General features: G+C 72.5%; 20 protein-coding genes. 13 read left to right on the forward strand and 7 right to left on the reverse strand.

What is annotated here, in order from left to right; all coding sequences use genetic code 11:
- Positions 1-248 precede the first annotated feature (248 nt).
- Entirely contained in the window at positions 249-2,708 is a 2,460-nt protein-coding gene (gene pcrA, locus ACZ7LT_RS19350) for a DNA helicase PcrA (protein WP_471237244.1), read from the forward strand.
- A 74-nt stretch (positions 2,709-2,782) separates the two neighbouring features.
- On the opposite strand, the gene ACZ7LT_RS19355 is transcribed toward pcrA, so the two are convergent.
- Positions 2,783-4,249, reverse strand: coding sequence for a M23 family metallopeptidase (locus ACZ7LT_RS19355; protein ID WP_471237245.1), 1,467 nt, complete (start codon positions 4,247-4,249; stop codon positions 2,783-2,785).
- Between the two features lie 258 nt (positions 4,250-4,507).
- The gene (locus ACZ7LT_RS19360; RefSeq protein WP_471237246.1) at positions 4,508-5,308 is read right to left on the reverse strand and encodes an esterase/lipase family protein; all 801 of its coding nucleotides are present in this window, start codon (positions 5,306-5,308) and stop codon (positions 4,508-4,510) included.
- 285 nt (positions 5,309-5,593) lie between these two features.
- On the opposite strand from ACZ7LT_RS19360, the gene ACZ7LT_RS19365 reads away from it, so the two are divergent.
- Positions 5,594-6,007, forward strand: a complete 414-nt coding sequence (locus ACZ7LT_RS19365; protein WP_471237247.1) for a cobalamin B12-binding domain-containing protein — start codon at positions 5,594-5,596, stop codon at positions 6,005-6,007.
- An 87-nt stretch (positions 6,008-6,094) separates the two neighbouring features.
- Here ACZ7LT_RS19365 and ACZ7LT_RS19370 read toward each other — a convergent pair whose 3' ends face one another.
- Both ACZ7LT_RS19370 and ACZ7LT_RS19375 read right to left on the reverse strand, forming a co-directional pair.
- Positions 6,095-7,717, reverse strand: coding sequence for a DUF5691 domain-containing protein (locus ACZ7LT_RS19370; protein WP_471237248.1), 1,623 nt, complete (start codon positions 7,715-7,717; stop codon positions 6,095-6,097).
- Between the two features lie 17 nt (positions 7,718-7,734).
- Complete coding sequence (locus tag ACZ7LT_RS19375; protein WP_471237249.1) at positions 7,735-9,096, reverse strand: SWIM zinc finger family protein; 1,362 nt, start codon at positions 9,094-9,096, stop codon at positions 7,735-7,737.
- Positions 9,097-9,229: 133 nt separating this feature from the next.
- Between ACZ7LT_RS19375 and ACZ7LT_RS19380 the strand changes: the two genes are divergently transcribed.
- From ACZ7LT_RS19380 to sucD, 6 genes are all read left to right on the forward strand, one after another.
- Positions 9,230-9,643 (forward strand): MmpS family transport accessory protein, encoded by a 414-nt coding sequence (locus ACZ7LT_RS19380; RefSeq protein ID WP_471237251.1) that lies wholly within the window; start codon positions 9,230-9,232, stop codon positions 9,641-9,643.
- A gap of 162 nt (positions 9,644-9,805) precedes the next feature.
- Positions 9,806-10,927, forward strand: coding sequence for an ATP-binding protein (locus tag ACZ7LT_RS19385; protein ID WP_471237252.1), 1,122 nt, complete (start codon positions 9,806-9,808; stop codon positions 10,925-10,927).
- Positions 10,924-13,239: a DUF5682 family protein gene (locus ACZ7LT_RS19390; protein WP_471237253.1), complete on the forward strand. Its 2,316-nt coding sequence runs from the start codon at positions 10,924-10,926 to the stop codon at positions 13,237-13,239. The genes ACZ7LT_RS19385 and ACZ7LT_RS19390 overlap by 4 nt, the downstream gene beginning before the upstream one ends.
- Positions 13,236-14,396 carry a VWA domain-containing protein gene (locus ACZ7LT_RS19395; RefSeq protein ID WP_471237254.1) on the forward strand — a complete coding sequence of 387 codons (1,161 nt, stop codon included), beginning with the start codon at positions 13,236-13,238 and terminating at the stop codon, positions 14,394-14,396. The genes ACZ7LT_RS19390 and ACZ7LT_RS19395 overlap by 4 nt, the downstream gene beginning before the upstream one ends.
- Positions 14,397-14,741: 345 nt before the next feature.
- Entirely contained in the window at positions 14,742-15,920 is a 1,179-nt protein-coding gene (gene sucC, locus ACZ7LT_RS19400) for an ADP-forming succinate--CoA ligase subunit beta (protein ID WP_471237255.1), read from the forward strand.
- A gap of 21 nt (positions 15,921-15,941) precedes the next feature.
- Positions 15,942-16,826, forward strand: coding sequence for a succinate--CoA ligase subunit alpha (gene sucD / locus ACZ7LT_RS19405; protein ID WP_471237256.1), 885 nt, complete (start codon positions 15,942-15,944; stop codon positions 16,824-16,826).
- Positions 16,827-16,909: 83 nt separating this feature from the next.
- Here sucD and ACZ7LT_RS19410 read toward each other — a convergent pair whose 3' ends face one another.
- Positions 16,910-18,187 carry a helix-turn-helix domain-containing protein gene (locus ACZ7LT_RS19410; RefSeq protein ID WP_471237257.1) on the reverse strand — a complete coding sequence of 426 codons (1,278 nt, stop codon included), beginning with the start codon at positions 18,185-18,187 and terminating at the stop codon, positions 16,910-16,912.
- Between the two features lie 116 nt (positions 18,188-18,303).
- Between ACZ7LT_RS19410 and ACZ7LT_RS19415 the strand changes: the two genes are divergently transcribed.
- Entirely contained in the window at positions 18,304-19,872 is a 1,569-nt protein-coding gene (locus ACZ7LT_RS19415; RefSeq protein WP_471237258.1) for a cell division protein PerM, read from the forward strand.
- Positions 19,873-19,900: 28 nt separating this feature from the next.
- On the opposite strand, the gene ACZ7LT_RS19420 is transcribed toward ACZ7LT_RS19415, so the two are convergent.
- Positions 19,901-20,572, reverse strand: coding sequence for a hypothetical protein (locus ACZ7LT_RS19420; protein ID WP_471237259.1), 672 nt, complete (start codon positions 20,570-20,572; stop codon positions 19,901-19,903).
- A 270-nt stretch (positions 20,573-20,842) separates the two neighbouring features.
- Between ACZ7LT_RS19420 and purN the strand changes: the two genes are divergently transcribed.
- Both purN and purH read left to right on the forward strand, forming a co-directional pair.
- Positions 20,843-21,460, forward strand: a complete 618-nt coding sequence (gene purN, locus ACZ7LT_RS19425; RefSeq protein WP_471237260.1) for a phosphoribosylglycinamide formyltransferase — start codon at positions 20,843-20,845, stop codon at positions 21,458-21,460.
- Complete coding sequence (gene purH, locus ACZ7LT_RS19430; RefSeq protein WP_471237261.1) at positions 21,447-23,000, forward strand: bifunctional phosphoribosylaminoimidazolecarboxamide formyltransferase/IMP cyclohydrolase; 1,554 nt, start codon at positions 21,447-21,449, stop codon at positions 22,998-23,000. Before purN ends, purH begins: the two co-directional genes overlap by 14 nt.
- Positions 23,001-23,085: 85 nt before the next feature.
- Here purH and ACZ7LT_RS19435 read toward each other — a convergent pair whose 3' ends face one another.
- Entirely contained in the window at positions 23,086-23,643 is a 558-nt protein-coding gene (locus tag ACZ7LT_RS19435) for a hypothetical protein (RefSeq protein ID WP_471237262.1), read from the reverse strand.
- Positions 23,644-23,899: 256 nt separating this feature from the next.
- Between ACZ7LT_RS19435 and ACZ7LT_RS19440 the strand changes: the two genes are divergently transcribed.
- Both ACZ7LT_RS19440 and ACZ7LT_RS19445 read left to right on the forward strand, forming a co-directional pair.
- The gene (locus ACZ7LT_RS19440) at positions 23,900-24,763 is read left to right on the forward strand and encodes a bifunctional methylenetetrahydrofolate dehydrogenase/methenyltetrahydrofolate cyclohydrolase (RefSeq protein WP_189204829.1); all 864 of its coding nucleotides are present in this window, start codon (positions 23,900-23,902) and stop codon (positions 24,761-24,763) included.
- Between the two features lie 19 nt (positions 24,764-24,782).
- Positions 24,783-25,943 (forward strand): DUF3017 domain-containing protein, encoded by a 1,161-nt coding sequence (locus ACZ7LT_RS19445; RefSeq protein WP_471237263.1) that lies wholly within the window; start codon positions 24,783-24,785, stop codon positions 25,941-25,943.
- Positions 25,944-25,978 lie beyond the last annotated feature (35 nt).

Here is a 25,978-nt window from a genome sequence, read left to right on the forward strand (position 1 = left end):
TGCGGAGCGGCCGTTCGGCGAAGCATCGGTGGAGTCTCTCGGGCCGCTTGGGCAGGCACGCTAGCCAACCTGTGGTGCTGCTGTGAAGGACGTTGCTCGATATGTCCGATACATTTCCGTGACCTTTGACAGGGTGGCGTCGGCCCGTCACTGGAACCGCATCCTCCGGTTACGGGCGGTGGCCGACCGTCCCGCGGTCGGCGATACCGCCCCGAGGTGTCAGTGCGGCGGCCTAGACTCGTTAGGCGATGAGCAGCCTCTTTGACGACAGCTTCCTGACGGACCTCCGGAGCAGCACCTCGGAGGAGCACCCGCCCCCGCCCGAGGACGACGACCCGGCCGCGGAGGAGGTCCCGCACGACCTCTTCGACGGCAAGTTCGACGTGCCCCCGGCCCGCGACGCGTACTACCGCGACGGCGCCCCGCGCACCGTCGTGGACGCCGCCGCGCTCCTCGAAGGGCTGAACGAACAGCAGAGCGCCGCCGTCGTCCACACCGGCACCCCGCTGCTCATCGTGGCCGGCGCCGGCTCCGGCAAGACCCGGGTCCTCACCCACCGCATCGCCCACCTCCTGGCCACCCGGAACGTCCACCCCGGCCAGATACTGGCGATCACCTTCACCAACAAAGCCGCCGGTGAGATGAAGGAGCGTGTCGAGCAGCTCGTCGGCCCGCGCGCAAACGCCATGTGGGTCATGACCTTCCACAGCGCGTGTGTGCGCATCCTGCGCCGCGAGTCGAAGAAGCTCGGCTTCACCTCCTCGTTCTCGATCTACGACGCCGCCGACTCCAAGCGCCTGATGGCCCTGGTCTGCCGCGATCTGGATCTCGACCCGAAGAAGTTCCCGCCGAAGTCCTTCAGCGCCAAGATCTCGAATCTGAAGAACGAGCTGATCGACGAGGAGGCCTTCGCCGACCAGGCCGCCGACGGGTTCGAGAAGACCCTCGCCGAGGCGTACCGCATGTACCAGGCCCGGCTCCGCGAGGCCAACGCCCTGGACTTCGACGACATCATCATGACGACGGTCCATCTGCTCCAGGCGTTCCCGGACGTCGCCGAGCACTACCGCCGCCGCTTCCGCCACGTCCTCGTCGACGAGTACCAGGACACCAACCACGCCCAGTACACCCTCGTACGGGAGCTGGTCGGCACCGGTTACGAGGACCTGGAGCCTGCCGAGCTGTGCGTCGTCGGTGACGCGGACCAGTCGATCTACGCCTTCCGTGGCGCGACCATCCGCAACATCCTCCAGTTCGAGGAGGACTACCCGAACGCGACGACGATCCTGCTGGAGCAGAACTACCGCTCGACGCAGACGATCCTCTCCGCCGCCAACGCGGTCATCGAGCGCAACGAGTCCCGTCGGCCCAAGAACCTGTGGACCAACGCGGGCGCGGGCGCGCAGATCACCGGCTACGTCGCCGACACCGAGCACGACGAGGCCCAGTTCGTCGCCGACGAGATCGACCGGCTCACGGACGCGGGCGAGGCGAAGGCCGGTGACGTCGCCGTCTTCTACCGGACGAACGCCCAGTCCCGTGTCTTCGAAGAGATCTTCATCCGCGTCGGACTGCCCTACAAGGTCGTCGGCGGCGTGCGCTTCTACGAGCGCAAGGAGGTCCGCGATGTCCTCGCCTACCTGCGCGTCCTCGCCAACCCCGAGGACAACGTCCCGCTGCGCCGCATCCTCAACGTCCCCAAGCGCGGCATCGGCGAGCGCGCCGAGGCGATGATCGACGCGCTCGCCCTGCGAGAGAAGATCACGTTCCCGCAGGCGCTGAAGCGGGTCGACGAGGCGTACGGCATGGCGGCCCGCTCCGCCAACGCCGTCAAGCGTTTCAACACGCTGATGGAGGAGCTGCGCACGATCGTCGACTCCGGCGCCGGCCCCGCCGTGGTGCTCGAAGCCGTCCTTGAGCGGACCGGCTACCTCGCCGAGCTGCAGGCCTCCACCGACCCGCAGGACGAGACCCGGATCGAGAACCTCCAGGAACTCGCCGCCGTGGCCCTGGAGTTCGAGCAGGAGCGGGCGGAGGCCGAGGGCGCGGAAGGCGCCGGTACGGGCACGCTCGCCGAGTTCCTGGAGAAGGTCGCCCTGGTCGCCGACTCCGACCAGATCCCCGACGAGGACCAGGACGGCTCCGGCGTCATCACGCTGATGACCCTGCACACCGCCAAGGGCCTCGAATTCCCGGTCGTGTTCCTGACCGGCATGGAGGACGGCGTCTTCCCGCACATGCGCGCGCTGGGCCAGGTCAAGGAGCTGGAGGAGGAGCGGCGCCTCGCTTATGTGGGGATCACCCGCGCCCGCGAGCGGCTCTATCTGACCCGCTCCTCGATGCGCAGCGCCTGGGGCCAGCCGTCGTACAACCCGGCCTCCCGCTTCCTGGAGGAGATCCCGGAGACGTATCTGGAGTGGAAGCGGACGGGCCGGATGGCCAAGCCCGCCGGGCCGACCGCGGGGATCACGTCCTCGCTGTCCTCGGCCCGCTCCCGCTCGGGCCCCTCGGGCTTCGCCACGCGCCGCGCGACCGACAAGCCGGTGATCGCCCTCCAGGTCGGTGACCGGGTCACCCACGACCAGTTCGGCCTGGGCACCGTCATGGCCGTGACCGGCGTGGGCGCCGACGCGCAGGCCACCATCGACTTCGGCGACGAGAAGCCCAAGCGGCTGCTGCTGCGGTACGCGCCGGTCGAGAAGCTCTAGCCAACGGCAGACGAAAGGGGAGGCGGGCCCGGACGGGCCCGCCTCCCCTTTCGTCTGCTTCTTCTGCGATCTTGTCAGCCGGTCGGGTCGAGCCCATGGCTGCGCAGCCACGGCAGCGGGTCGATGGCCGCGCCGCCGCCCGGCCGTACCTCGAAGTGGAGGTGCGGGCCGGTGGAGTTGCCGGAGTTGCCGGAGTAGGCGATCACCTCACCGGCCTTCACCTTGCCGGAACGGATCTTCGTGGTGCTGAGGTGGCAGTACCAGGTCTCGGTGCCGTCCTTGGCCGTCACGATCGCCATGTTGCCGTAGGCGCTGTTCCACTGCGTCCGTACGGTGCCGTCGGTCGCGGCCATCACCGGCGTGCCGTACTGCACGGGGAAGTCGATACCGGTGTGCAGGGACATCCAGTTGACACCGGCCTGCCCGTACCGCGCGCTGAGCTGGTGCAGCTCGACCGGCAGCACGAACTTGGGGCGCATGGCCTCCTTGCGGGCCGCCTCCTCCTCGCGCTTCTTGCGCTCCGCCTCCTGGCGCGCCTTGAGGTCGATGCGCTCCTGCGTGCGGCTCGCGCGGTCGCCGAAGTCGCGGGCGTCGGCGCTGAGCGCGGCGAGCTGGGTGTCCAGCTGGCTGTTGGCGGCGACCGGCTTGACGGAGGCCGGGTCGGCGGCCGCCAGCGACGTCGTGTCGTCCTTCTTCTCGGTCGTGCCGCTGGTGAGCCCGCTCACCGACGCCGCGGCGATCCCGGCCACGCCCATCACGCAGGCGGAGGGGACGGCGACCGTGAGGAGCGCGGAGCGCTTGGCGGGGGTGCGGCGACGGCCGCGGCTGCCACCGGCGCGGCGCACCGGGCGGGCGGCGGCCGGCTGCGTGGCGGGCGAGTACGCGGAGACGACCGGCGCGGTCATGGTCTCGGCGAGATGGTCCGCGCCGAGGTGGTCCGCGGCGCCGGCCGGATCGGCCTGCGTCATCTGCGGGACCTCGGTGAGGAGTTCGGTACGCGGCTCGGCGTCGAGGAACTCGGGGCCGGACTCGCCGGCGTACTCGGCGGTGTACTCGGGCTCGGTGAGGTACTCCGGCCCGCCCTGCTCGGGGGTGTACTGGTGCGGTACGACGGGTTCAGGCTCGGGCGCCGGGTAGTTCCAGGCGGTGGCGTCGTACGTACCGGTCTCGAAGGTGGGAGTGGTCCACTGGCCGGTGGTGTCGTACGAGGTGAACTGCGCGGCCTCGAACTGGCCTGTCTGACCTGCCTGGTTCCAGGCCGCTGCGTCCCACTGCCCCGTGGTGTCGTACTGCTGCGGCGACACCTGCTGCTGGGCGACATAGGTGTCGTACGAGCCGACGTCCCACTGCTGGCCGACGGACCACTGCGTGGTGTCGTACTGGCCGCTGTGGCCGGCGTCGTAGCCGCTCTGGTCGTAACTGCTCTGGTCGTAGCTGTTCTGGCTGCCAGGCATGGCACCGAAGAGCGGATCCGTCGCGAAGCTGCCTGTGGTGTAGGCGTCGTCTCCGACGTACCCGGCGTGGGGGTGCTGGTCGTTCACCAACTTCTCTCTCGCCTCGGCAGCAGGACCGGTCTGGGCTCATCCCATGAGGGGGTCCCAGGGGGAAGCAGTGGCGTGACTGTACCCGGCGGTATGCGCAACCGACAATCTTCCGCGGGTTTTACGCCCTCGGGAAACGGGCATTCGGCCGCCTTTCGGCGGACTGTGGGCAGAGTGTTGGCCCTGCGTTCGACAGGTGTTCGATGCGAGTGGCGTACACACGCCAGCGCCGGGCTCCTTCTTCAGCCCTACGTGGTGTCAGGCGACCGAGGCGGCTCCCGGCGCACCGGATGCGGACTCGTCCGCCGTGAGGGCTTCGCGGATGCCGGCGGCGACGGCCGGATGGACCGGCAGCGCCAGATGACCGATGCCGCTGACCCGGACGTTGCGCACGATCAGGTCGGGGTGGTCCAGGCGGGCCGTCTCGACCGGGACCATGATCTGGTCGAGATCGCTCCAGAAGCTGACGAAGCGGGTGCGGCACAGCGGTGCGGGCGCCGCCAGTTCACGCAGGACGGGCGAGCCGGGGCGCATCTGGCGGACCAGGGGATGGATCCCGGCCGCCGGGGCGACGGACGTACCCGCGTGCGGGGTGCCGAGCGTGACCAGGACGCGGACCCGCCGGTCGCCGCCGAGCCGCTGGACGTAGTAGCGGGCGATCAGGCCGCCGAGGCTGTGGCCGACGATGTCGACGCGTGGCTGGCCGGTGCGGGCGCAGATCTCCTCGACATGGCGGCCGAGCAGCGCGGCGGCCGTGCGCAGGTCGCCGGTGAGAGGGGAGTAGTTGAGCGACGCGATGTGGTGGTGGCCGTGCCGGGCGAGGGAGCGGCGCAGCAGGACGAAGACGGAGCGGTTGTCGACGAAGCCGTGGAGCAGGACCACCGGTGGCCGGGGCGGGGGACCGGGGGAGACGGTCGTCCCGGGCGTGTCGGGGGCGGGGCGGCGTTCCGGGATCACGCCGGTGGGGTAGAGCAGCACATGACCCGCGAGGACCGCCAGCTCCAGGGCGGTCGCCTTCAGCAGGGCGATCGAGAGATGCAGGGAGAAGGTGAACCTCATCGCCGGCCTCCCGAACGGAAAGGGGAGCCCTTGAAGTCCAGTGAGCCGTACCGCCGCGCCGTGCGGCTGGACGGCGCGGTGGTACGGCGACTGCTAGCGGCTGCCCTGGCGGCCGTCCCGAGTGGGGCCGGATGGCCCGCGCGGAGGGATACGGCGCTGACGAACATGTCCCACGTGTGATTTCCCCCTCGGTGTCCACCGCGAAACGGCTGGTTGCGGGATGCTGTAGATAACGTTCGTTCACCTCCCCGGCATCAGGTACGGGGGACGCATTCGGAGGCAGTGATGGGTGTGACCGGTCCGATCCGCGTGGTGGTCGCCAAGCCGGGTCTCGACGGCCACGATCGCGGGGCGAAGGTGATCGCACGTGCCCTGCGTGACGCCGGTATGGAGGTCATCTACACCGGGCTGCACCAGACGCCCGAGCAGATCGTGGACACCGCGATCCAGGAGGACGCGGACGCCATCGGCCTGTCGATCCTGTCCGGCGCGCACAACACCCTCTTCGTGAAGGTGCTCGAGCTGCTGCGGGAGCGCGAGGCGGAGGACATCAAGGTCTTCGGCGGCGGGATCATCCCGGAGGCGGACATCGCCCCGCTGAAGGAGAAGGGCGTCGCGGAGATCTTCACTCCGGGCGCGACGACGACGTCGATCGTGGACTGGGTCAACGCCAACGTCCGCCAGAACGCCGAGGCGTAGCCCCGGTCACGGGCGAGGCCCCACCCGGCCCGGTCGCGGCCGGGCGCGGGCGGCCCCGTCCGGGCCGCCCGCGCCCGCTGGTCCCGGTCAGCCGTCGGGTGCCAGCTCGGACCGCATCGCCGCGCGGAGCCTCAGCGTGGACACCAGCCGCTGGAACGCCTCCGACCAGTAGCCGCCCGCGCCCGGCGAAGCCCCTTCGGGCTCGTCGGGGAGGGTGGTGAGGACCTCCAGACGGTCCGCCTCGCCCGGGTCGAGGCACCGTTCCGCCAGGCCCATCACCCCGCTGAAGCTCCAGGGGTAGCTGCCCGCGTCCCTGGCGATGTCGAGGGCGTCCACGACCGCCCGGCCCAGCGGCTCGGACCACGGCACCGCGCAGACCCCGAGGAGCTGGAACGCCTCGGACAGCCCGTGGGCGGCGATGAACGACGCGACCCAGAAGGAGCGCTCGTCCGCCGGAAGCACGGACAGCAGCTTGGACCGCTCGGCGAGGGACTGCGTGCCCGGCCCGGCCGCGGGCGGTGTCGTCGGCGGGCCGAGCAGTGCTCGGGCCCAGGCCGCGTCCCGCTGCCGCACCGCCGCCCGGCACCAGCCGGCGTGCAGTTCGTCCCGCCAGCCGTCGCCGACCGGCAGGGCGACGATCTCCTCCGGCGTACGGCCGCCGAGCCGCGCCGTCCAGGTCGCCAGCGGCGCGGATTCGATCAACTGGCCAAGCCACCAGGATCGTTCGCCCCGGCCGGACGGCGGGTTCGGTATCACCCCGTCGCGCTGCATCGCCGCGTCGCACTCGTGCGGCGCCTCGACCACGATCGCGGCCGCGTCGCCTGAGCGGTCCGGCCCGACGCAGGACCAGGCCCGGCGCGCCATGCGCGCGGCCAGCGCGGAGTGGGGGAGCGCCGACAGCAGCTCGGCCGCCGTGGAGCGGACGTTGCGGCTGCGGTCGGCGAGGGCCTGCTCCAGGAACGGCTCGTCCGCGTCGGACAGCCCCGTCCGCAGCGAGTCCAGGAACATCAGCCGGTCCTCGGCCCGTTCGGTGGCCCAGGTGGCGGCGAGCAGGGCGAGCCCGGCGGCCGGGTCCGTGGCCCGTACGGAGCCCAGCAGTGCGGCCCGCTCGGCGAACAGCCCCTCGTCCCACAGGCGGCGCACCGCCTCGCCGTCGTCGGGCGTGGGCAGCGCCGCGCCATGGTCAGGCCCACCCGGCTGGGCGGACCCGAAGCCGCCGCGCAGGGCGAACTTCCAGTCGCTGTTGAGCCGGGCGAGCCACAGCCCGCGCGGCCCGGCGAAGGCGAGCGCCTGCGGCCGCAGGTCCGTACGGGCCCGGGCCGCGTCCAGCAGGGCGGGCAGGGCGGAGGCCGGGGCGCGGTAGCCGTGGTCGTTGGCCGCGGCGAGCCACTGCGGCAGCAGCTCGGCGAGGTCCGGGGCCACCCCGCGCCGCCCCCCGGACGGCGCGGCGCGGCCCGCCAGCAGCTGGGTGAGGCGGTGCCGGGCCGCCTCGGGCAGCGGCTTGCGGGGATCGTGCGGCGCGGGCTCGGGCAGGGGCGCGGCGGGCGCCGGTCGCAGACCCGCCCTGCGCCGTACGGTGTGCAGCGCGGCGGCGTCCAGCAGGGCCGCGGGCGCGTCCCGGCCCGGGGCCGCGGGGCCGGCCGGCGGTCTGCGGTCGGTGCCGAGAAGGGCCGAGGTGACGAGCTCTTCCCAGGATGTGGTGGCGGTCATCGGGTCCTCCAGTTCGTTCACGTGAGCGCGACCGTCTCGGCCGTCTCGGCGGACCAGGCGGCCAGGGGCGTGAAGCCGCGGTGGCCGCACTCCCCGAAGACCGTGACCGGGCCGCCACCCGACAGGGCGACCAGCCGCCACAGCCCGGGCCGGCTGTGCGGGGACGCGGTGAGCGGCAGGGCGGACCCGCCGGCCGCGTCGGCCAGCTGCCAGCCGCCGTCCGCCGGCACCGGTATGACGTCCGTGAGCGTCACCGGCCAGGAGTCGAGCCAGGGGTCGTCGCGCAGCGCGTGGCCGTACGAGTCCAGGGCCGCGGCGACCGGGCCGCCCGGCGGCGGGGAGTCGATCGGGACGGGAACGGAGAACCGCTCGCTCAACTCGGCGCGCAGCTGCCCCGCCCCCGCGTGCGGGGTGATCTCGGCGTCGATCACCACCCCGACCGGAAGGGCCAGTTGGGGCGCCCGGCCCGCGGCGCCGAAGGACAGCAACAGCGCGGTCCGGCCGCCGGTCCGCCCGTACAGCCAGATACGACGAGTGGTGAGCCGGCCGTCTCCGGAGTCGTACTGCGCGAGGACCATCCACTGGTCCCGGACCGAGGGGCCGTCGACCGGCGCGGTGAGACCGACGCGGGTGCGCACGGTCGCCGCGAGCGGCTCGGGCAACCGCTCGACGCCCAGCCAGGCCCGGTCCAGGAGATGGATCAGGGCGCACTCCTCGAGGAGCCGTACCGGCCAGCCCGGGCCGGAACCCGGGATCGCCCCCAACTCCCGCACCCGCCCGGCCAGTCCCGGCGCCTGGGCGTCGACCATGCGGGCGGCGGTCTCCTCCCACAGGCCGTATCCGGCGCGCTCGGCCGAGGCGAGGCCGCCGCGCAGCAGGTCCGCGAGCCGCTGCTCCAACTCCTGCGCACCGGCCGTGATCCGGCCGGCCCGGCGCTCGGCCCTGCGGCGTGCGGCCTGGGGGTCCGCCGCCCCGGCGGCCGGACCGTCACCGGCCGGTGTCTCCTTCTTCTTCGGGGAGGACCGCTCGCGGCGGCCCTCCAGCCACGTCCCGGCCCAGTCGGGAACGTCCCCGTCCTGGACGGTCGTCACGGCGTCCTCGCCGGCCGCCCAGAGCAGCAGCAGCCCCAGCGCGTGCTTGCACGGGAACTTCCGGCTGGGGCAACTGCACTTGTACGCCGGGCCCGTGGTGTCGACGATCGTCTGATACGGCTTGCTTCCGCTGCCCTTGCACAGGCCCCACACGGCGCCGTCGCCGCTGCTGCCCGCTTCGGACCACGGGCCGGCCGTGCCGAGTTTGCTTCCCGCTCTGCGTGAGGCGACGTCAGGAGCCAGAGCCAGCACCTGTTCCGCCGTCCAGCGCACCCCCTGCTGATTCATGGCCACGACGCTACGGGGCGCCACTGACAATCCGCTCTGACCTGCGATTTCGCCGCTCCCGCCGAGCCCTTGACTTTGCCATCCCTTTACGATTTGCTGCGCTGTCGACAGCCAGAACCAAGGGGGACCCCGCATGAAGCGCTCCATCCGCACCGCAGTGATCACGGTCGCCGCAGCCGGTCTCGCGTTCGGTCTCACCGCCTGCTCCGAGGTCGCCGACAAGGCCGCCGACCAGGTCGACAAGGCCGTGAACGAGAACTACGAGGTCACCTACGAGGTCACCGGCAAGTCCGTCGAGACGATCGAGTACCACGGCGGTGGCGGCGAGGCCATGAACCCGAAGATCGAGTCGGCCGCCAAGCCCACCCTGCCGTGGAAGAAGACCGTCACCCTCAAGGGCATCATGCCGCCGGCCGTCATGCCCGTGTCCCTCGAGGCCGCCGACCTCACCTGCAAGATCATGTACAAGGGCAAGGTCATCAAGGAGGCCACCGGCGACAAGGCCATGGCCGGCGGCTGCGTCGCGGTCTCCCCGATCGCGCAGTAGGCGCCTCGGCCGGCGACGGCCGCGGACCTCTCACGCGGGGCCCCGGGCAACTTCCGCCCGTGGCCCCGCTTTTCACTCCCTGACCTGCGACGACGGGCCGTTGTCAGTGGCATGGTGCACGGTGGGATCCACACCCGGTCGAACGATCTGGAGGGGGATTCCATGACCGTGTCCACAACCGACGAGACCACCGCGCACACCGGGGCCGAAGCCCTGCGGCCGCACGCCGAGGACGCCTTCGCGCAGGAGCTCGCGGCGCTCGCCGCCGCGGACGACCGGCCGAGGCCCGCCCGCTGGAAGATGTCGCCGTGGGCCGTCGCCACCTATCTCCTCGGCGGCACGCTCCCCGACGGGACGGTGATCACCCCGAAGTACGTCGGCCCGCGCCGCATCGTCGAGGTCGCCGTCACCACACTCGCCACCGACCGCGCCCTGCTCCTGCTCGGCGTGCCCGGCACGGCCAAGACCTGGGTCTCCGAGCACCTCGCCGCCGCCGTCAGCGGGGACTCCACCCTGCTCGTCCAGGGCACCGCCGGCACCCCCGAGGAAGCCATCCGCTACGGCTGGAACTACGCGCAGCTGCTCGCCCACGGCCCCAGCCGCGACGCCCTGGTCCCCAGCCCCGTCATGCGCGCCATGGCCGAAGGCATGACCGCCCGCGTCGAGGAGCTCACCCGCATCCCCGCCGACGTGCAGGACACCCTGATCACGATCCTGTCCGAGAAGACGCTGCCCATCCCCGAGCTGGGCCAGGAGGTCCAGGCCGTCCGCGGCTTCAACCTGATCGCCACCGCCAACGACCGCGACCGCGGCGTCAACGACCTCTCCAGCGCACTGCGCCGCCGGTTCAACACCGTCGTCCTGCCCCTGCCCGCCACCCCCGATGCCGAGGTCGACATCGTCTCGCGCCGCGTCGACCAGCTCGGGCGCTCGCTCGACCTGCCGACCTCACCCGAGGGCACCGACGAGATCCGCCGGGTCGTCACCGTCTTCCGCGAGCTGCGCGACGGCATCACCACCGACGGCCGCACCAAGCTCAAGTCCCCTTCGGGGACGCTGTCCACAGCCGAGGCCATCTCCGTCGTCACCAACGGCCTCGCGCTCGCCGCCCACTTCGGCGACGGAGTCCTCCGGCCCGACGACGTCGCCGCCGGCATCCTCGGCGCCGTCGTCCGCGACCCGGCCGCCGACCGGGTCGTCTGGCAGGAGTATCTGGAGACGGTGGTCCGCGAACGCGACGGCTGGAAGGACTTCTACCGCGCCTGCCGCGAGGTGAGCGCATGACGGCCGCCGCCGACGGCCGCACCGGGCCGCTGATCCTCGGGGTCCGCCACCACGGTCCCGGCTCCGCCCGCGCGGTGCGCGCCGCCCTGGAGGCCCGGCAGCCCGCCTGCGTCCTCGTCGAAGGCCCGCCCGAGGGGGACGCGCTGCTGCCGCTCGCCGCCGACGAGGCGATGCGCCCGCCCGTCGCGCTCCTCGCCCACGCCGTGGGCGACCCGGGACGGGCCGCGTTCTGGCCGCTCGCAGAGTTCTCCCCCGAATGGGTGGCGATCCGCTGGGCGCTCGACCACAAGGCCGCCGTACGGTTCATCGACCTGCCCGCCGCCCACTCCCTCGCCCTCGACCCCACCTGGGGCGACGGGGAGGGGGACGAGGTGGCCGACCAGGGCGTACGGATCGATCCGATCGGCGTCCTCGCCGAGACCGCCGGATACGACGACCCCGAGCGCTGGTGGGAGGACGTGATCGAACACCGGGGCAGCGGCGACGCCGGCTCCCCCTTCGACGCGCTCGCCGACGCCATGGGAGCCCTCCGCGAGGCCTACGGCCACGGCGGCCACCAGCGCGATCTCGTTCGCGAAGCCCATATGCGGATCCAACTGCGCAGCGCCCGCAAGGAGTTCGGCGACGAGGACGTCGCCGTGGTCTGCGGCGCCTGGCACGTGCCCGCGCTGACCGGGCGCACCGCGGTCACGGCCGACCGCGCGCTGCTCAAAGGCCTGCCCAAGGTCAAGGCGGAGACCACCTGGGTCCCCTGGACCCACCGCAGGCTGGCCCGGCACTCCGGCTACGGCGCGGGCATCGACTCCCCGGGCTGGTACGGCCATCTCTTCGCCGCCCCCGACCGCCCCGTCGAACGCTGGATGACCAAGGTCGCCGGCCTCCTGCGCGAGGAGGACCGGCTCGTCTCCTCCGCCCATGTCATCGAGGCCGTACGGCTCGCCGAGACGCTCGCCACCATGCGCGGCCGCCCCCTCGCGGGGCTCGGCGAGACCCTCGACGCCGTACGGGCCGTGATGTGCGACGGCTCCGACGTGCCGCTCGATCTCGTCCGGGACCGGCTGATCATCGGGGACGTCCTGGGCGAAGTGCCCCCGGACGCCCCGGCCGTCCCGCTCCAGCGCGATCTGGCCGGGCTCCAGCGAAGCCTCCGGCTCAAGCCGGAGGCCCTGGAGAAGGAGCTCGACCTCGACCTCCGCAAGGACATGGACGCCGCCCGCAGCAGGCTGCTGCACCGGCTGCGACTGCTCGGCGTCGGCTGGGGAGAGCCCTCCGCCGGACGCGGCTCCACCGGCACCTTCCGGGAGAGCTGGCGGCTGCGCTGGGAGCCGGAGCTCCATGTGAAGATCGCCGAAGCCGGGGCCTGGGGCACCACCGTGCTCTCCGCCGCCACCGCCAAGGCGGCATCCGATGCCGCCTCCGCGACCGCCCTCGCCGACATCACCGCCCTCGCCGAGCGCTGCCTGCTCGCCGAACTCACCCAGGCGCTGCCCGTCGTGATGCGCGCGCTCGCCGACCGGGCCGCCCTCGACACCGACGTCGCGCACCTCGCCCAGGCCCTGCCCGCCCTGGCCCGCTCCCTGCGCTACGGCGACGTACGGTCCACCGACACCGCCGCGCTCGCCGAGGTCGCCGCCGGGCTCGCCCAGCGCATCTGTGTGGGACTGCCCCCCGCCTGCACCGCACTCGACACCGACGCGGCCGCCGACATGCGCGGCCATCTGGAAGGCGTGCACACCGCCATCGGACTCCTGCCGGACAGCGCCGAGCTCGCCGCCCGCTGGGGAGCCGTACTGCGCGGGCTCGCCGGCCGGGACAGCGTCCCCGGGCTGATACGGGGCCGGGCGGCGCGGTTGCTCCTGGACGACGGGCGCCTCGCCGAGGACGAGGCCACCCGGCTGATGGGGCTCGCCCTCTCGCCCGGCACCCCGCCCGCCGAAGCGGCGGCCTGGATCGAAGGCTTCGTCGGTGGCGCCTCCGGCGGCGGCATGCTCCTGGTCCACGACGAGCGCCTGCTCGGCCTCGTCGACGCCTGGCTGACCGGCGTGCCCGCGCACGCGTTCACCGACGTACTGCCGCTGCTGCGCCGCACCTTCTCGTCGTACGAGCCCGGAGTCCGCCGGACGCTGGGCGAGCTGGTCGCCCGCGGCCCGGCCACCGGCGCGGGCTCCGCCCGTACGTCCGCCGGTGTTCCGGGCTTCGGGCCCGGCCTGGACGAGGAACGGGCCGACGGCGTCCTGCCGGTGCTGCGGCTTCTGCTCAACATGGATGACCTCGACATGGATGACGACGACCTGGTGGGGGTGGGCCGATGACCGGACCGGACGAGCGGCTGCGACGCTGGCGGCTGGTGCTCGGCGGGGGAGAGGCCGACGGCACGGGCCGCGCACTGTCCGGGACGGACGCGGCGATGGACGGCGCGCTTACCGCGCTCTACGGCGAGCGCCGGGGCGGCACCGGGCAGGGCGGCCGGGACCGCTCGGCCGGGCTCGGCGCGTCGGCCCCGTCCGTGGCCCGTTGGCTCGGCGACATCCGTACGTACTTCCCCAGCTCCGTCGTGCAGGTCATGCAGCGCGACGCCATCGACCGTCTCGGCCTGTCCACCCTCCTGCTGGAGCCGGAGATGCTGGAGGCCGTCGAGGCGGACGTCCACCTCGTCGGCACGCTGCTCTCGCTCAACAAGGCCATGCCCGAGACGACCAAGGAGACCGCCCGGATCGTCGTACGCAAGGTCGTGGAGGACCTGGAGAAGCGGCTCGCCTCCCGCACGCGCGCCACCCTCACCGGCGCCCTCGACCGGAGCGCCAAGGTCAGCAGACCGCGCCACCGGGACATCGACTGGGACCGCACGATCCGGGCGAACCTCAAGAACTACCTGCCCGAGTACCACTCCGTCGTGCCGGAGCGGCTGATCGGATACGGGCGGGCCGCGCAGTCGGTGAAGAAGGACGTCGTCCTCTGCATCGACCAGTCGGGTTCGATGGCCGCCTCCGTCGTCTACGCCTCGGTGTTCGGCGCCGTCCTCGCCTCGATGCGCTCGATCGCCACCCGGCTCGTCGTCTTCGACACGGCCGTCGTCGACCTCACCGACCAGCTGGATGACCCGGTGGACGTGCTGTTCGGCACCCAACTCGGCGGCGGCACGGACATCAACAGGGCGCTGGCCTACTGCCAGTCCCAGATCACCCGTCCCGCCGACACCGTCGTCGTCCTCATCAGCGACCTTTACGAAGGCGGCATACGCGACGAGATGCTGAAGCGGGTCGCGGCGATGAAGGCCTCGGGCGTCCAGTTCGTGGCGCTGCTCGCCCTCTCGGACGAAGGCGCCCCGGCCTACGACCGCGAGCACGCCGCCGCCCTCGCCGCTCTGGGGGCGCCGGCCTTCGCCTGCACCCCGGATCTCTTCCCCGAGGTGATGGCGGCGGCGATCGAGAAGCGGCCCCTGCCCATTCCGGACATGGCTACTCATTAGTAGGACACGCCGGCAGGACATGCCGTACGACGCGCTGCGAAATCCGTAACCGCGGCGGCGCCGGGCCCCTCCGGCACGGATTCCGTACCACCTTTTGTGGCCGGGGTCACGCAGGCGCGGCGGTGTCGGGGCGCCGCCGTCGGCATGATCTGTGACAGGTATCACCGCTCAGGTGTGATCTGCGATTTAGGGACCTACGGCCCACGGGGATAACCTGCGAGACGGACATGCCGCGTCCACGGACACCGTGTACGCCTCCCTCAGTGACAGCGCAGTCACGTTGCCCTCCGCGGCACGCCCACGCAGACAACGAACCGCGATACCACTGAAAAGGGACGGACGCGCGTGGACCTGTTCGAGTACCAGGCGAGGGACCTCTTCGCCAAGCACGGTGTACCGGTGCTGGCCGGTGAAGTCATCGACACGCCTGAGGCAGCCCGCGAGGCGACCGAGCGGCTGGGCGGCAAGTCGGTCGTCAAGGCGCAGGTGAAGGTCGGCGGCCGTGGCAAGGCCGGCGGCGTCAAGCTCGCCTCCACCCCCGACGAGGCCGTCGCCCGCGCGACGGACATCCTCGGGATGGACATCAAGGGCCACACGGTCCACAAGGTGATGATCGCGGAGACTGCTCCGGAGATCCTCGAGGAGTACTACGTCTCGTACCTCCTCGACCGCACCAACCGCACCTTCCTCGCCATGGCGTCCGTCCAGGGCGGCATGGACATCGAGGAGGTCGCGGAGAAGACCCCCGAGGCCCTCGCGAAGGTCCCGGTCGACGCCGTCGAGGGCGTCAGCATCGAGAAGGCCCGCGAGATCGTCGCCCAGGCGAAGTTCCCGGCCGAGGTCGCCGAGAAGGTCGCCGAGGTCATGGTGACCCTGTGGAAGACCTTCATCGCCGAGGACGCGCTCCTCGTCGAGGTCAACCCGCTCGCCAAGGTCGCCTCCGGTGACATCCTGGCCCTGGACGGCAAGGTGTCCCTGGACGCCAACGCCGATTTCCGCCAGCCGGAGCACGAGGCGCTCGAGGACAAGGACGCAGCCAACCCGCTCGAGGCTGCTGCCAAGGCCAAGGGCCTCAACTACGTCAAGCTCGACGGCCAGGTCGGCATCATCGGCAACGGCGCGGGTCTGGTCATGTCCACCCTCGACGTCGTCGCGTACGCCGGTGAGAACCACGGTGGCGTGAAGCCGGCCAACTTCCTGGACATCGGTGGCGGCGCCTCCGCCCAGGTGATGGCGAACGGCCTGGAGATCATCCTCGGCGACCCGGACGTCAAGTCCGTGTTCGTCAACGTCTTCGGTGGCATCACCGCTTGTGACGAGGTTGCCAACGGCATCGTGCAGGCCCTGGAGCTCCTGAAGAACAAGGGCGAAGAGGTCACCAAGCCGCTGGTCGTCCGTCTGGACGGCAACAACGCCGAGCTGGGTCGCAAGATCCTGTCGGACGCCAACCACCCGCTGGTGCAGCGCGTGGACACCATGGACGGCGCGGCCGACAAGGCCGCCGAGCTCGCGGCTGCGAAGTAAGGGACAGGGGAAACCACAGCCATGGCTATCTTCCTCAACAAGGACAGCAAGGTCATCGTCCAGGGCATGACCGGTGCCACGGGCATGAAGCACACCAAGCTCATGCTGGGTGACGGCACCAACATCGTCGGTGGCGTGAACCCGCGCAAGGCCGGCACCACCGTCGACATCGACGGTCACGAGATCCCCGTCTTCGGCACGGTCGCCGAGGCCATGGAGAAGACCGGCGCCAACGTCTCGGTCCTCTTCGTGCCGCCGGCCTTCGCGAAGGCCGCGGTCGTCGAGGCCATCGACGCCGAGATCCCGCTGGCCGTCGTGATCACCGAGGGCATCGCCGTCCACGACTCCGCCGCCTTCTGGGCGTACGCGAAGTCGAAGGGCAACAAGACCCGGATCATCGGCCCGAACTGCCCGGGTCTGATCACCCCCGGCCAGTCCAACGCCGGCATCATCCCGGGCGACATCACCAAGCCCGGCCGCATCGGTCTCGTGTCCAAGTCCGGCACGCTGACCTACCAGATGATGTACGAGCTCCGTGACATCGGCTTCTCGTCCGCCGTCGGCATCGGTGGCGACCCGGTCATCGGTACGACGCACATCGACGCCCTCGCGGCGTTCGAGGCCGACCCCGACACCGACCTGATCGTCATGATCGGCGAGATCGGCGGCGACGCCGAGGAGCGTGCGGCCGACTTCATCAAGGCCAACGTGAGCAAGCCGGTCGTCGGCTACGTCGCGGGCTTCACCGCCCCCGAGGGCAAGACCATGGGCCACGCCGGCGCCATCGTCTCCGGCTCCTCCGGCACCGCGCAGGCGAAGAAGGAGGCCCTCGAGGCCGCGGGCGTCAAGGTCGGCAAGACGCCGACCGAGACGGCCAAGCTGGCGCGCGAGATCCTCGCGGGCTGAGCTTCCTGAGACGTACGTGAGTGGGCCCGCGCCCCGGGAGACCGGGGTGCGGGCCCACTCACGTTTGCCCTGGGCCGATACGGCTACTGGAGGTCGGGGATCAGCCGCTCCGGGCCGTTCATCGGCTCCGAGCGGAGTTTCTCCCGCAGCTGGAGGTCCTCGGAGGTGAGCCGGTCGGGGCCGCTGCGGACCGGGACGCCGCCGACCGTCGCACCCGGTGACAGCGGCGGCACGTACCGGGTGGGCGCGGTGGTCACGGTGAACCCCGTCGCGCCGATGATCACGGTGGTCAGGACGATCGCGGCCCGCGTCCACATCCGGGTCCTGCGCTCACTGGTGGTGCGCACCTTCCGGGGCGGCGCGATCGTCGCGGTCGGCCCCTCGGTGACCAGAGCCGTCAGCCGCCGTTGGAGCGCCTTCGGGTCGCCTAGCTCCGGAAGCCGCTCGGCGACCGCCTCGCGCGCGTGGATCAGTCGGCTCGCGGCGGCGGGGGTGCTGGCCTCCGTCTCGGCCGCAGTGTCGGGCAGATCCAGGCCGAGGCCGTCGTAGAGCAGCAGCGTGCGGCGGTAGGACGGCGGCAGGTCGAGCAGGGCAGCGAGCAGCTCCCGCCGGAAGGGGGCGGTGGGCGCGGCGTCGGGGTGGCGCTGGCTGCGACGGAAGCTGTGCCAGGGGGACATGGCGTACTCGTGCGCGGCCGCCCGCACCCAGCCCGCCGGGTCGCGGTCGACGGCGACTTCCGGCCAGTGGTGCCAGGCGAGATGGAACGCGTGCTCGACGGCCTCCCGGGCGAGCCTGCGGCGGCCGGTGAGCAGAAAGGTCTGGTGGACGAGGCCGGGGGCGACATGTGCGTAGAGCGCGTCGAAGGCCTCCTCGGGGGTGAGCCGGGGCACCTCGGCGGCCCGCGCCTCGGGCAGCGGGGCGGCGGCCACGGGTTTCGGTGCGGGCGGATGGGACGGCGGCGGGGGCTGTACGGGGGAGGGGCTGACGGCGGGGGCTTCGACGGTCGGTTCGGCAGTAGGTTCGGCGGCGGTCTCCGGGGTCTTTTCCGCCGCGGGGGTCCTTTCCGCCGCGGGTACGGACGGCTCCGTGGCCGGTTTCGCACGGTCAGGCTGCCCGTCGGAGCGATCACGCTGCCGCTCTGACGGCTCGACGGTGGCGTCGGTGAGCAGCCTCGCGTACAGCTGCAGCTTGCGGCCTCGGGGCGTGGTCCGGCCGGTCTCCCAGGACCGGACCGTGGCACAGGTGACACCCACCGCCTCGGCCACTTGTTCCTCGCTCAACGCCTTCGCCTCGCGCAGTCGACGGCGCTCCTTCGGGGAGGGCAGCGAGCGGGCGGAGGAGGAGGGACGGGTCCGGCTCATGGACGGCTCCCCACGGCGATGCACTGGGCGAAAAAGTACATAACCGTATATTGAGCGACACAACGGGTGTTTGCCTGTTACGGGAGAAAAGCGCGTGTCGTTGGCAGCATGTCCGCGTGAGCCAAGTGACCGAACAGAGCCCGTCGTTGTCGCCGAACCCCGTGGTGCAGGGCGGCCGTTCGGCCGCGCTGGCCGTGTCCTTCGTCCGTGGCGCCATCGCCGCCGGGCTCGGTCTCGGTGCGCTGGCCGTCGTCGCGACGGTGCTGTGGATCAGCTCGCCGTACCCCGACAGCGGCCCCGGCGAGGCCCTGCGCGCCGCCGCGGCCCTCTGGCTGCTGGCCCATGGCGTCACGCTCGTACGGGCCGACACGCTCTCGGGCGCGCCCACGCCACTCGGGATCGTTCCGCTGCTCCTGCTCGCCCTGCCCATCTGGCTGGCCCACCGGGCCGCGCGGGACTCCCTGGACCCGGGCGAAGGGCGGCCCCGGCCGCCGACCGGCGGGGCGCTGCTGGCGGTGTCCGCCGGGTATCTGCTGGTGGCCGCCGCGGCGGTCGTGTACGCGATGGGCGGGGCGCTAACCCCGGACCTGCCAGCCGCGGCTCTCAGGCTGCCCCTGGTGACCCTGGCGGCGGCCGCGACAGGCGTGTGGACCGCGCACGGCCGGCCTCAGGGGCCGCTGCCCGGCCGGATCCCGCACCGGCTGCGGGTCGGCCTGGCGCGGACCTGGATGACGGCGGCGGTACGGGGCGCGGGCGCGGCCCTCGCGACGCTGGTCGCGAGCGGTGCGCTGCTGGTCGCCGTCTCGCTGGTGTGGCACGCGAGCGAGACGCGGGCGTCGTTCGACACCCTCGCCGCGGACTGGCCGGGGCGGGTGGCGGTGGTGCTGCTCTGTCTCGTCCTGCTGCCGAACGCGGCGGTATGGGCGGCCGCGTACGGCCTGGGGCCCGGCTTCGCGCTCGGTACGGGCGCGGTCGCGACCCCGCTGGGCGTGAGCGGCACCCCGGCGCTTCCGCTCTTCCCGCTCCTCGCCGCCGCACCGGGGCCCGGCCCGGGCGGTTGGGAGCACTGGGCGGCCCTCGGGATCCCGGTCGCGGCCGGGCTGGTGCTCGCCCACCGTACGGCCGCCGCCCCGGCGCGCAAGCTGCGCGAGACGGCGCTCGCCGCACTGCTTGGCGCCGTGCTGTGCGGCGCGGCGGTGTCCCTGGCGGCAGCGCTGGCGGGCGGCCCGCTGGGCAGACAGAGCCTCGCGTCCTTCGGCCCGGTGTGGTGGCAGACGGGGGCGGCGGCGACGGCGTGGACGCTGGCCGTGGGCCTGCCCTGCGCGCTCTGCGTGCACGCTTGGCGCCGCCGGCGTCTGCGGCGCCGCCTCGCGGCTCCCACGCCGGTCCCCGCGCCCGCCGCGGCGCCGGGCGCGCCCCCGGTCCCGCCGTACGCCCCCGCCTGCTCCCCGCCCTACGCGCGGGCGTACGCCGCTCCGTTCGCCGCCCCCTTCGCCGGACTGGGGGAGGAGGAGCTCACGGCGGAGGAGCTGGACCCGGCCTTCGAGCCGTACGGCTTCCTGCCGACCCAGTGGGAGGCGCCCCCGGAGCCGTCCGAGCCGCCACAGGCCGGACCGCCGACGGAGGCTCCCGAGTTCCCCGCGCCGCCGGAGGAGCCCCCACAGGAGCCCTCCGAGGCGCCCTGACCCTCGCCGCGAGCGCCTCCGTACCCGCCTACTCCTGGACGCCGAAGACGTCCTGCAGCGGGTCGGGGAGCAGCTCGTTGCAGGAGAGCTGGCCGGTCTTGGTCAGGGCGTCGTCCACGCACGTGTAGTAGTCGCGGTAGACCATGTGGACCGTGAAGCTCGCCGCCACGATGGCGAGGGCCAGGCCCGCCGTCACCAGGCCGCTGATCGCGGCGGTGCGCTGCGGGCGGGCCGTCGTGGGCGTCCCGCCCGGCGGCGGAGGCGGGGTGGTGACCGCGGCGGCCGGCTGCTTCGGCTTGGCGCGCAGCGAGCTGATGCCCCAGTAGAGGGCGAGCGCGCCGAGCAGCAGCGCGATCTCCGAGAGGTCGAAGATCGCGAAGAAGAACGCCCACATGCCCGCGAGCAGCGCGTACCGCGCCCGCCGCTGGGCCGGGTCAGTCGGGTCCCAGCGCAGCCCGGGCCCGTCGGGGCTGCCCCCGGGGCCCTGGTCCTGGCGCTCCGGACGGCGGCCGAAGCCGTCGGACGAGCGGCCCGGCTGGCGCGGACTCCAGCGGCCACGGCCCCCACCGGAGCCCTGCTGCGTGGAGTCCCCCTCCTGCGGGCGCCGCGGCTGCCACGGCTGGTCCGGCTGCCCCTCCGGCGGCGGCGCGAACGGATTGTTGTCGTCCGTGGACTGGCGTTCCCGGCGTCGGTCCGGCATGTGGTGAACGTCTTCCCCTCAGACCCCGCGCAAACCCGGGTCTCGTGTCGTCGTGTCCGTCCGTACAGGAACGGCCCTGCCCCCAGACGCTACCCCTCGGCCCGGCCCCCGTCCCGTGGGGGCCGTTCGGTGTGCCGGTATCGTTGCTGACGGTCGGGCCGTTCGTAGAGTTCCCCGTATCGAGGGGCTCGATTCGCTCGTACGAAAACACGAAACCCGAGCGCGCACTGTCCGACCGCGCAACGTCGCCGTTTCACGGAAAGAGTTCACGTGGCCGCCGCCCGCCTTGTCGTCCTGGTCTCCGGGTCCGGTACCAATCTGCAGGCCCTCCTCGACGCCATCGCCGCCGACCCCGACGGGTACGGCGCCGAGATCGTCGCCGTCGGCGCCGACCGCGACGCCATCGCCGGTCTGGAGCGCGCCGAGCGCGCCGGGCTGCCTACCTTCGTCTGCAAGGTGAAGGACCACGCGAGTCGCGAGGAGTGGGACCGCGCGCTGACCGAGGCGACCGCGGCGTACGCGCCCGACCTCGTCATCTCGGCCGGCTTCATGAAGATCCTCGGGAAGGAATTCCTGGCCCGCTTCGGCGGCCGGATCGTCAATACGCACCCGGCCCTGCTGCCCAGTTTTCCCGGTGCCCATGGAGTGCGGGACGCGCTCGCGCACGGCGTGAAGGTCACCGGATGCACAGTCCACTTCGTCGACGACGGAGTCGACACCGGACCGATCATCGCCCAGGGCGTGGTCGAGGTACGGGACGAGGACGACGAAGCCGCTCTTCATGAGCGCATCAAGGAAGTCGAGCGCTCGCTGCTCGTCGAGGTCGTGGGGCGTCTGGCCCAGCACGGCTACCGCATTGAGGGACGAAAGGTTCATGTCGGTGAATAAGCCCATCCGTCGCGCGTTGATCAGTGTCTACGACAAGACAGGGCTGGAGGAGCTCGCCCGGGGGCTGCACGAGGCCGGCGTCGAGCTCGTGTCCACCGGCTCCACCGCCGCGAAGATCGCCGCGGCCGGCGTCCCGGTCACCAAGGTCGAGGAGCTGACCGGCTTCCCCGAGTGCCTGGACGGCCGCGTCAAGACCCTCCACCCGCGCGTGCACGCCGGCATCCTCGCCGACCTGCGCCTCGACTCGCACCGCGAGCAGCTCGCCGAGCTGGGTGTGGAGCCCTTCGACCTGGTGGTCGTGAACCTCTACCCGTTCCGCGAGACCGTCGCCTCCGGCGCGACCCCGGACGAGTGCGTCGAGCAGATCGACATCGGCGGCCCGTCGATGGTCCGCGCCGCCGCCAAGAACCACCCGTCGGTTCTGGTCGTCACCGACCCGGGCGCGTACGCCGCGGTCCTCCAGGCGGTCAAGGAGGGCGGCACCACCCTGGAGCTGCGCAAGCTGTTCGCCGCCAAGGCCTTCCAGCACACCGCCGCGTACGACGTGGCCGTCGCCGCCTGGTTCGCCGACGACTACGCCGCCGCCGACACCAGCAGCTTCCCCGACTTCCTCGGCGCCACCTACACGCGCGAGAACGTGCTGCGTTACGGCGAGAACCCGCACCAGGGCGCCGCGCTCTACGTCGACGGCACCGGCGGCCTCGCCGAGGCCGAGCAGCTGCACGGCAAGGAGATGTCGTACAACAACTACACGGACACCGACGCCGCGCGCCGGGCCGCGTACGACCACTCCGAGCCCTGCGTCGCGATCATCAAGCACGCCAACCCGTGCGGCATCGCGGTCGGCGCGGACGTCGCCGAGGCACACCGCAAGGCGCACGCCTGCGACCCGCTGTCCGCGTTCGGCGGAGTGATCGCGGTCAACCGCCCGGTCTCCGTCGCGATGGCCGAGCAGGTCGCCGAGATCTTCACCGAGGTCATCGTGGCGCCCGGCTACGAGGACGGCGCGGTCGAGATCCTCGCCAAGAAGAAGAACATCCGCGTCCTGCGCGCCGAGGGCGCCCCGTCCGCCCCGGTCGAGGTCAAGCCGATCGACGGCGGCGCGCTCCTCCAGGTCACCGACCGCCTCCAGGCCGACGGCGACGACCCGGCGAACTGGACGCTGGCGACCGGCGAGGCCCTGTCCGCCGCCGAGCTCGCCGAGCTCGCCTTCGCCTGGCGGGCCTGCCGCGCGGTCAAGTCCAACGCGATCCTGCTCGCCAAGGACGGCGCCTCGGTCGGTGTCGGCATGGGCCAGGTCAACCGCGTCGACTCGGCGAAGCTGGCTGTCGAGCGGGCGGGCGAGGAGCGGGCGCGCGGCTCGTACGCCGCCTCCGACGCGTTCTTCCCCTTCCCCGACGGCCTGGAGATCCTCACCGCGGCCGGGATCAAGGCCGTGGTGCAGCCGGGCGGTTCGGTCCGCGACGAGCAGGTGGTCGAGGCGGCGAAGAAGGCGGGCGTGACGATGTACTTCACGGGTACGCGCCACTTCTTCCACTGAGCGGACGCACAAAAGCCGGAGGCCGTAACCCCCGCCCCAGAGCGGTGGGTTACGGCCTCCGGTGTCAGCCGTGCGAGGCGTCGGTTCAGTAGCGCGGGCGCTGGAACCAGGCGGCGCCGTCGGACTTGGCGACGAAGACGATGATCAGCACGCCGAGCGCGATGGAGACGATGCCCAGCGGCAGCTGGAAGATGCCGCCGATGACGATGAACGCGCCGTAGATGATCGTGCAGATACGGGTGGCGTTGCCGCCCGACTTGACCTTGAGCGCCAGTGTGACGGAGATCGCGGCGAAGATCAGGGCCAGGATGCCGACGAACACGACGAGGCCGGTGGCGAGGTTCTCCGCATCGGCGCCCGCACCGGAGTTCTCCAGCTCGGACTTGACCATGGCGCCGCCCGCGAACGCGAGGATCGCGCCGAGGATCTGGAAGGCCGCGATGACCCAGAGCATCACGCGCGTCGCCTTCACACCGCCCGGCATCTCCATGGCGCCGCCCGGGTAGCCGCCGCCGTACGGCTGCTGGACCGGGGGAGCCTGCGGGTAGCCGTAGCCAGGCTGCTGGCCCTGGGGGTAGCCGTAACCGGGCTGCTGCGGCTGCTGCTGCTGGCCGTACGGGTTGTTCGGGTCGCCGAAGCTCATGGCTGGATTCCTCCGTGGGTTGTGCGGGGACGACGCGGCCCGCGCGGAGGATCTTTACAGAATTGAACGGTTTGCCCCCCGGCACTGCCCGCGGCACTGCGCCGCTCATCGTGGTCTTATCGTCGACTTTTTGTCCAGTCGATATGACGCGGTGTTGTGCAAGTGCAACCTCACGTTCCGCCTGGGGGCGGGGCGGCTGTGCCGTCCGGTGACGGCGAATTGGAAGTAGGCGGGGGTCTTCCGGGAGTATGGGGGTATGAGCGCCCAGATTCTCGATGGCAAGGCCACCGCCGCCGCGATCAAGTCCGATCTGACCGCCCGTGTGGCAGACCTCAAGGCCAGGGGCGTCACGCCTGGGCTCGGGACGCTGCTCGTCGGGGAGGACGTCGGCAGCCAGAAGTACGTGGCGGGCAAGCACCGCGACTGCGCGCAGGTCGGTATCGCGTCGATCCAGCGCGAACTGCCCGCGTCCGCCACGCAGGAAGAGATCGAGGCGGTCGTCCGGGAGCTCAACGAGGACCCGCAGTGCACGGGTTACATCGTGCAGCTGCCGCTGCCCAAGGGCATCGACACCAACCGGGTCCTTGAGCTGATGGACCCGGCCAAGGACGCGGACGGGCTGCACCCGACCAACCTGGGCCGCCTGGTGATCGGCCAGACCGGGCCGCTGCCGTGCACCCCGGCGGGGATCGTGGCGCTGCTCCGCCGGCACGGTGTGGAGATCGCCGGGGCGCATGTGGTCGTGGTCGGGCGCGGCATCACGATCGGGCGGCCGATGCCGCTGCTGCTGACGCGGAAGTCGGAGAACGCGACGGTGACGCAGTGCCACACCGGTACGCGCGACCTCGCCGCGCATCTGCGGCAGGCGGACATCGTGGTCGCGGCGGCGGGTGTGCCGCATCTGATCAAGCCGGAGGACATCAAGCCGGGCGCGGCCGTGCTCGACGTCGGCGTCAGCCGCGACGAGAACGGCAAGATCGTCGGCGACGTCCACCCCGGCGTCGCGGAGGTGGCCGGCTGGGTCGCCCCCAACCCGGGCGGCGTGGGCCCCATGACCCGCGCGCAACTCCTGGTCAACGTCGTCGAGGCGGCGGAGCGCGCGGCCGCTGCCGCGAGCTGAATCGGAAAGGGTGCCCGTGATGGGCGTACGGCCGAACGAGGACGGGGACGGCGCGCTGCCCGGCGGCGGCGCGACGGAGCAGGGCGCGGGCGCGGTGGAGCCGGGTGCGGGTCGCGACGACGGCTCGGCCGAGGCGGGCGACGCGGTGCGCGACGGTCGTACTGACGCCGCCGGGCCGGGCGGGTCTGGTGACAGCGCCGGAGCCAGTGCCTCGGGCCGGAACGGCTCGCCGGAGGCGGCGGAGCCGGGTGCGGTGGATGGTTCGGCTGCGGCTGCGGCCGCGGGCGACGCGGCGCGCGGGAATCGTTCCGGCGAGTCCGGGAACGGGTCGCCGGAGGCGGAAGAGCCGGGTGCGGAGGGCGTCGACAGTTCGGCTGCGGCCGGCGCGGCGCGTGACGGCCACACCGACGCCGCCGCGTCGGGCGGGCCTGGCGACAGCGCCGGGGCCAGTGCCTCGGGCCGGGACGGGTCGCCGGAGGCGGAAGAGCCGGGTGCGGACCGTCTCGGCGGCTCGGCTCCGGCCGAGGGCGATCCCGTGCACCCCAACGGCCCCGCCCCGCGCCCGGGCGCCGCTTCCCGGGCCAGCGGCTCAGCCCCGGGCCCCGGGGGCGGCCCGTCCTCCGCCCGTACCGGCGAAGCAGGCGCGGGCGGCGAGCCCGGTACCGATCAGGCGGGCGCCGCCTCCGGGGCCAGCGGCTCCGCCGAAGCGCGCGCTCGGGCCGCCTCCCGGGCCAACGGCTCCGCCGGTGGCGCAACCCGGCCCTCCGGGGCCAGCGCCGTGGGGCGGTCGCGGCGGCCGCCGCGGGTGACGACCGATACCGCGCGGCCCGAAGGGGGCGGGCGGGCCGCCCCGGGGGACGCGCCCGCGCCCGCGCGGCAGTGGCCGTTGCTCACCGTGCTCGGGATGACCGCGCTCGGGCTGCTGATCGTCGGGACCTCTCCCTTCCCGCAGGCGTTCCGGATCGGCACGATGCTCATCGGTGTGGCTCTCCTCACCGGTGCCGTACTCCGCCGTACCCTGCCGTCCGTCGGCATGCTCGCGGTCCGCTCCCGCTTCACCGACATGGTCACGTACGGGCTCTTGGGCGTGATCATCGTGCTGCTCTCGCTGATGGTGCAGCCGCGGCCCTGGCTGGAGATCCCCTTCCTGGAGGACGCCCTCCATGTGACGGTGACCTGACGCCTCAGGGGCGGAGGAGGACCGCTCGCTGCCGT

Source organism: Streptomyces sp. NPDC039465 (assembly GCF_055639315.1).

What these genes read in the sequence shown, in the direction of transcription:
- ACZ7LT_RS19375 (WP_471237249.1), bottom strand. Translation starts at nt 9,096, where the DNA reads ATGAATCAGCAGGGGGTGCGCTGGACGGCGGAACAGGTGCTGGCTCTG.
- ACZ7LT_RS19435 (WP_471237262.1), bottom strand. Translation starts at nt 23,643, where the DNA reads ATGAGCTTCGGCGACCCGAACAACCCGTACGGCCAGCAGCAGCAGCCG.
- ACZ7LT_RS19370 (WP_471237248.1), bottom strand. Translation starts at nt 7,717, where the DNA reads ATGACCGCCACCACATCCTGGGAAGAGCTCGTCACCTCGGCCCTTCTC.
- pcrA (WP_471237244.1), top strand. Translation starts at nt 249, where the DNA reads ATGAGCAGCCTCTTTGACGACAGCTTCCTGACGGACCTCCGGAGCAGC.
- ACZ7LT_RS19440 (WP_189204829.1), top strand. Translation starts at nt 23,900, where the DNA reads ATGAGCGCCCAGATTCTCGATGGCAAGGCCACCGCCGCCGCGATCAAG.
- ACZ7LT_RS19385 (WP_471237252.1), top strand. Translation starts at nt 9,806, where the DNA reads ATGACCGTGTCCACAACCGACGAGACCACCGCGCACACCGGGGCCGAA.
- purH (WP_471237261.1), top strand. Translation starts at nt 21,447, where the DNA reads ATGTCGGTGAATAAGCCCATCCGTCGCGCGTTGATCAGTGTCTACGAC.
- ACZ7LT_RS19360 (WP_471237246.1), bottom strand. Translation starts at nt 5,308, where the DNA reads ATGAGGTTCACCTTCTCCCTGCATCTCTCGATCGCCCTGCTGAAGGCG.
- ACZ7LT_RS19390 (WP_471237253.1), top strand. Translation starts at nt 10,924, where the DNA reads ATGACGGCCGCCGCCGACGGCCGCACCGGGCCGCTGATCCTCGGGGTC.
- ACZ7LT_RS19420 (WP_471237259.1), bottom strand. Translation starts at nt 20,572, where the DNA reads ATGCCGGACCGACGCCGGGAACGCCAGTCCACGGACGACAACAATCCG.
- ACZ7LT_RS19380 (WP_471237251.1), top strand. Translation starts at nt 9,230, where the DNA reads ATGAAGCGCTCCATCCGCACCGCAGTGATCACGGTCGCCGCAGCCGGT.
- ACZ7LT_RS19395 (WP_471237254.1), top strand. Translation starts at nt 13,236, where the DNA reads ATGACCGGACCGGACGAGCGGCTGCGACGCTGGCGGCTGGTGCTCGGC.
- ACZ7LT_RS19445 (WP_471237263.1), top strand. Translation starts at nt 24,783, where the DNA reads ATGGGCGTACGGCCGAACGAGGACGGGGACGGCGCGCTGCCCGGCGGC.
- sucD (WP_471237256.1), top strand. Translation starts at nt 15,942, where the DNA reads ATGGCTATCTTCCTCAACAAGGACAGCAAGGTCATCGTCCAGGGCATG.
- ACZ7LT_RS19410 (WP_471237257.1), bottom strand. Translation starts at nt 18,187, where the DNA reads ATGAGCCGGACCCGTCCCTCCTCCTCCGCCCGCTCGCTGCCCTCCCCG.
- ACZ7LT_RS19365 (WP_471237247.1), top strand. Translation starts at nt 5,594, where the DNA reads ATGGGTGTGACCGGTCCGATCCGCGTGGTGGTCGCCAAGCCGGGTCTC.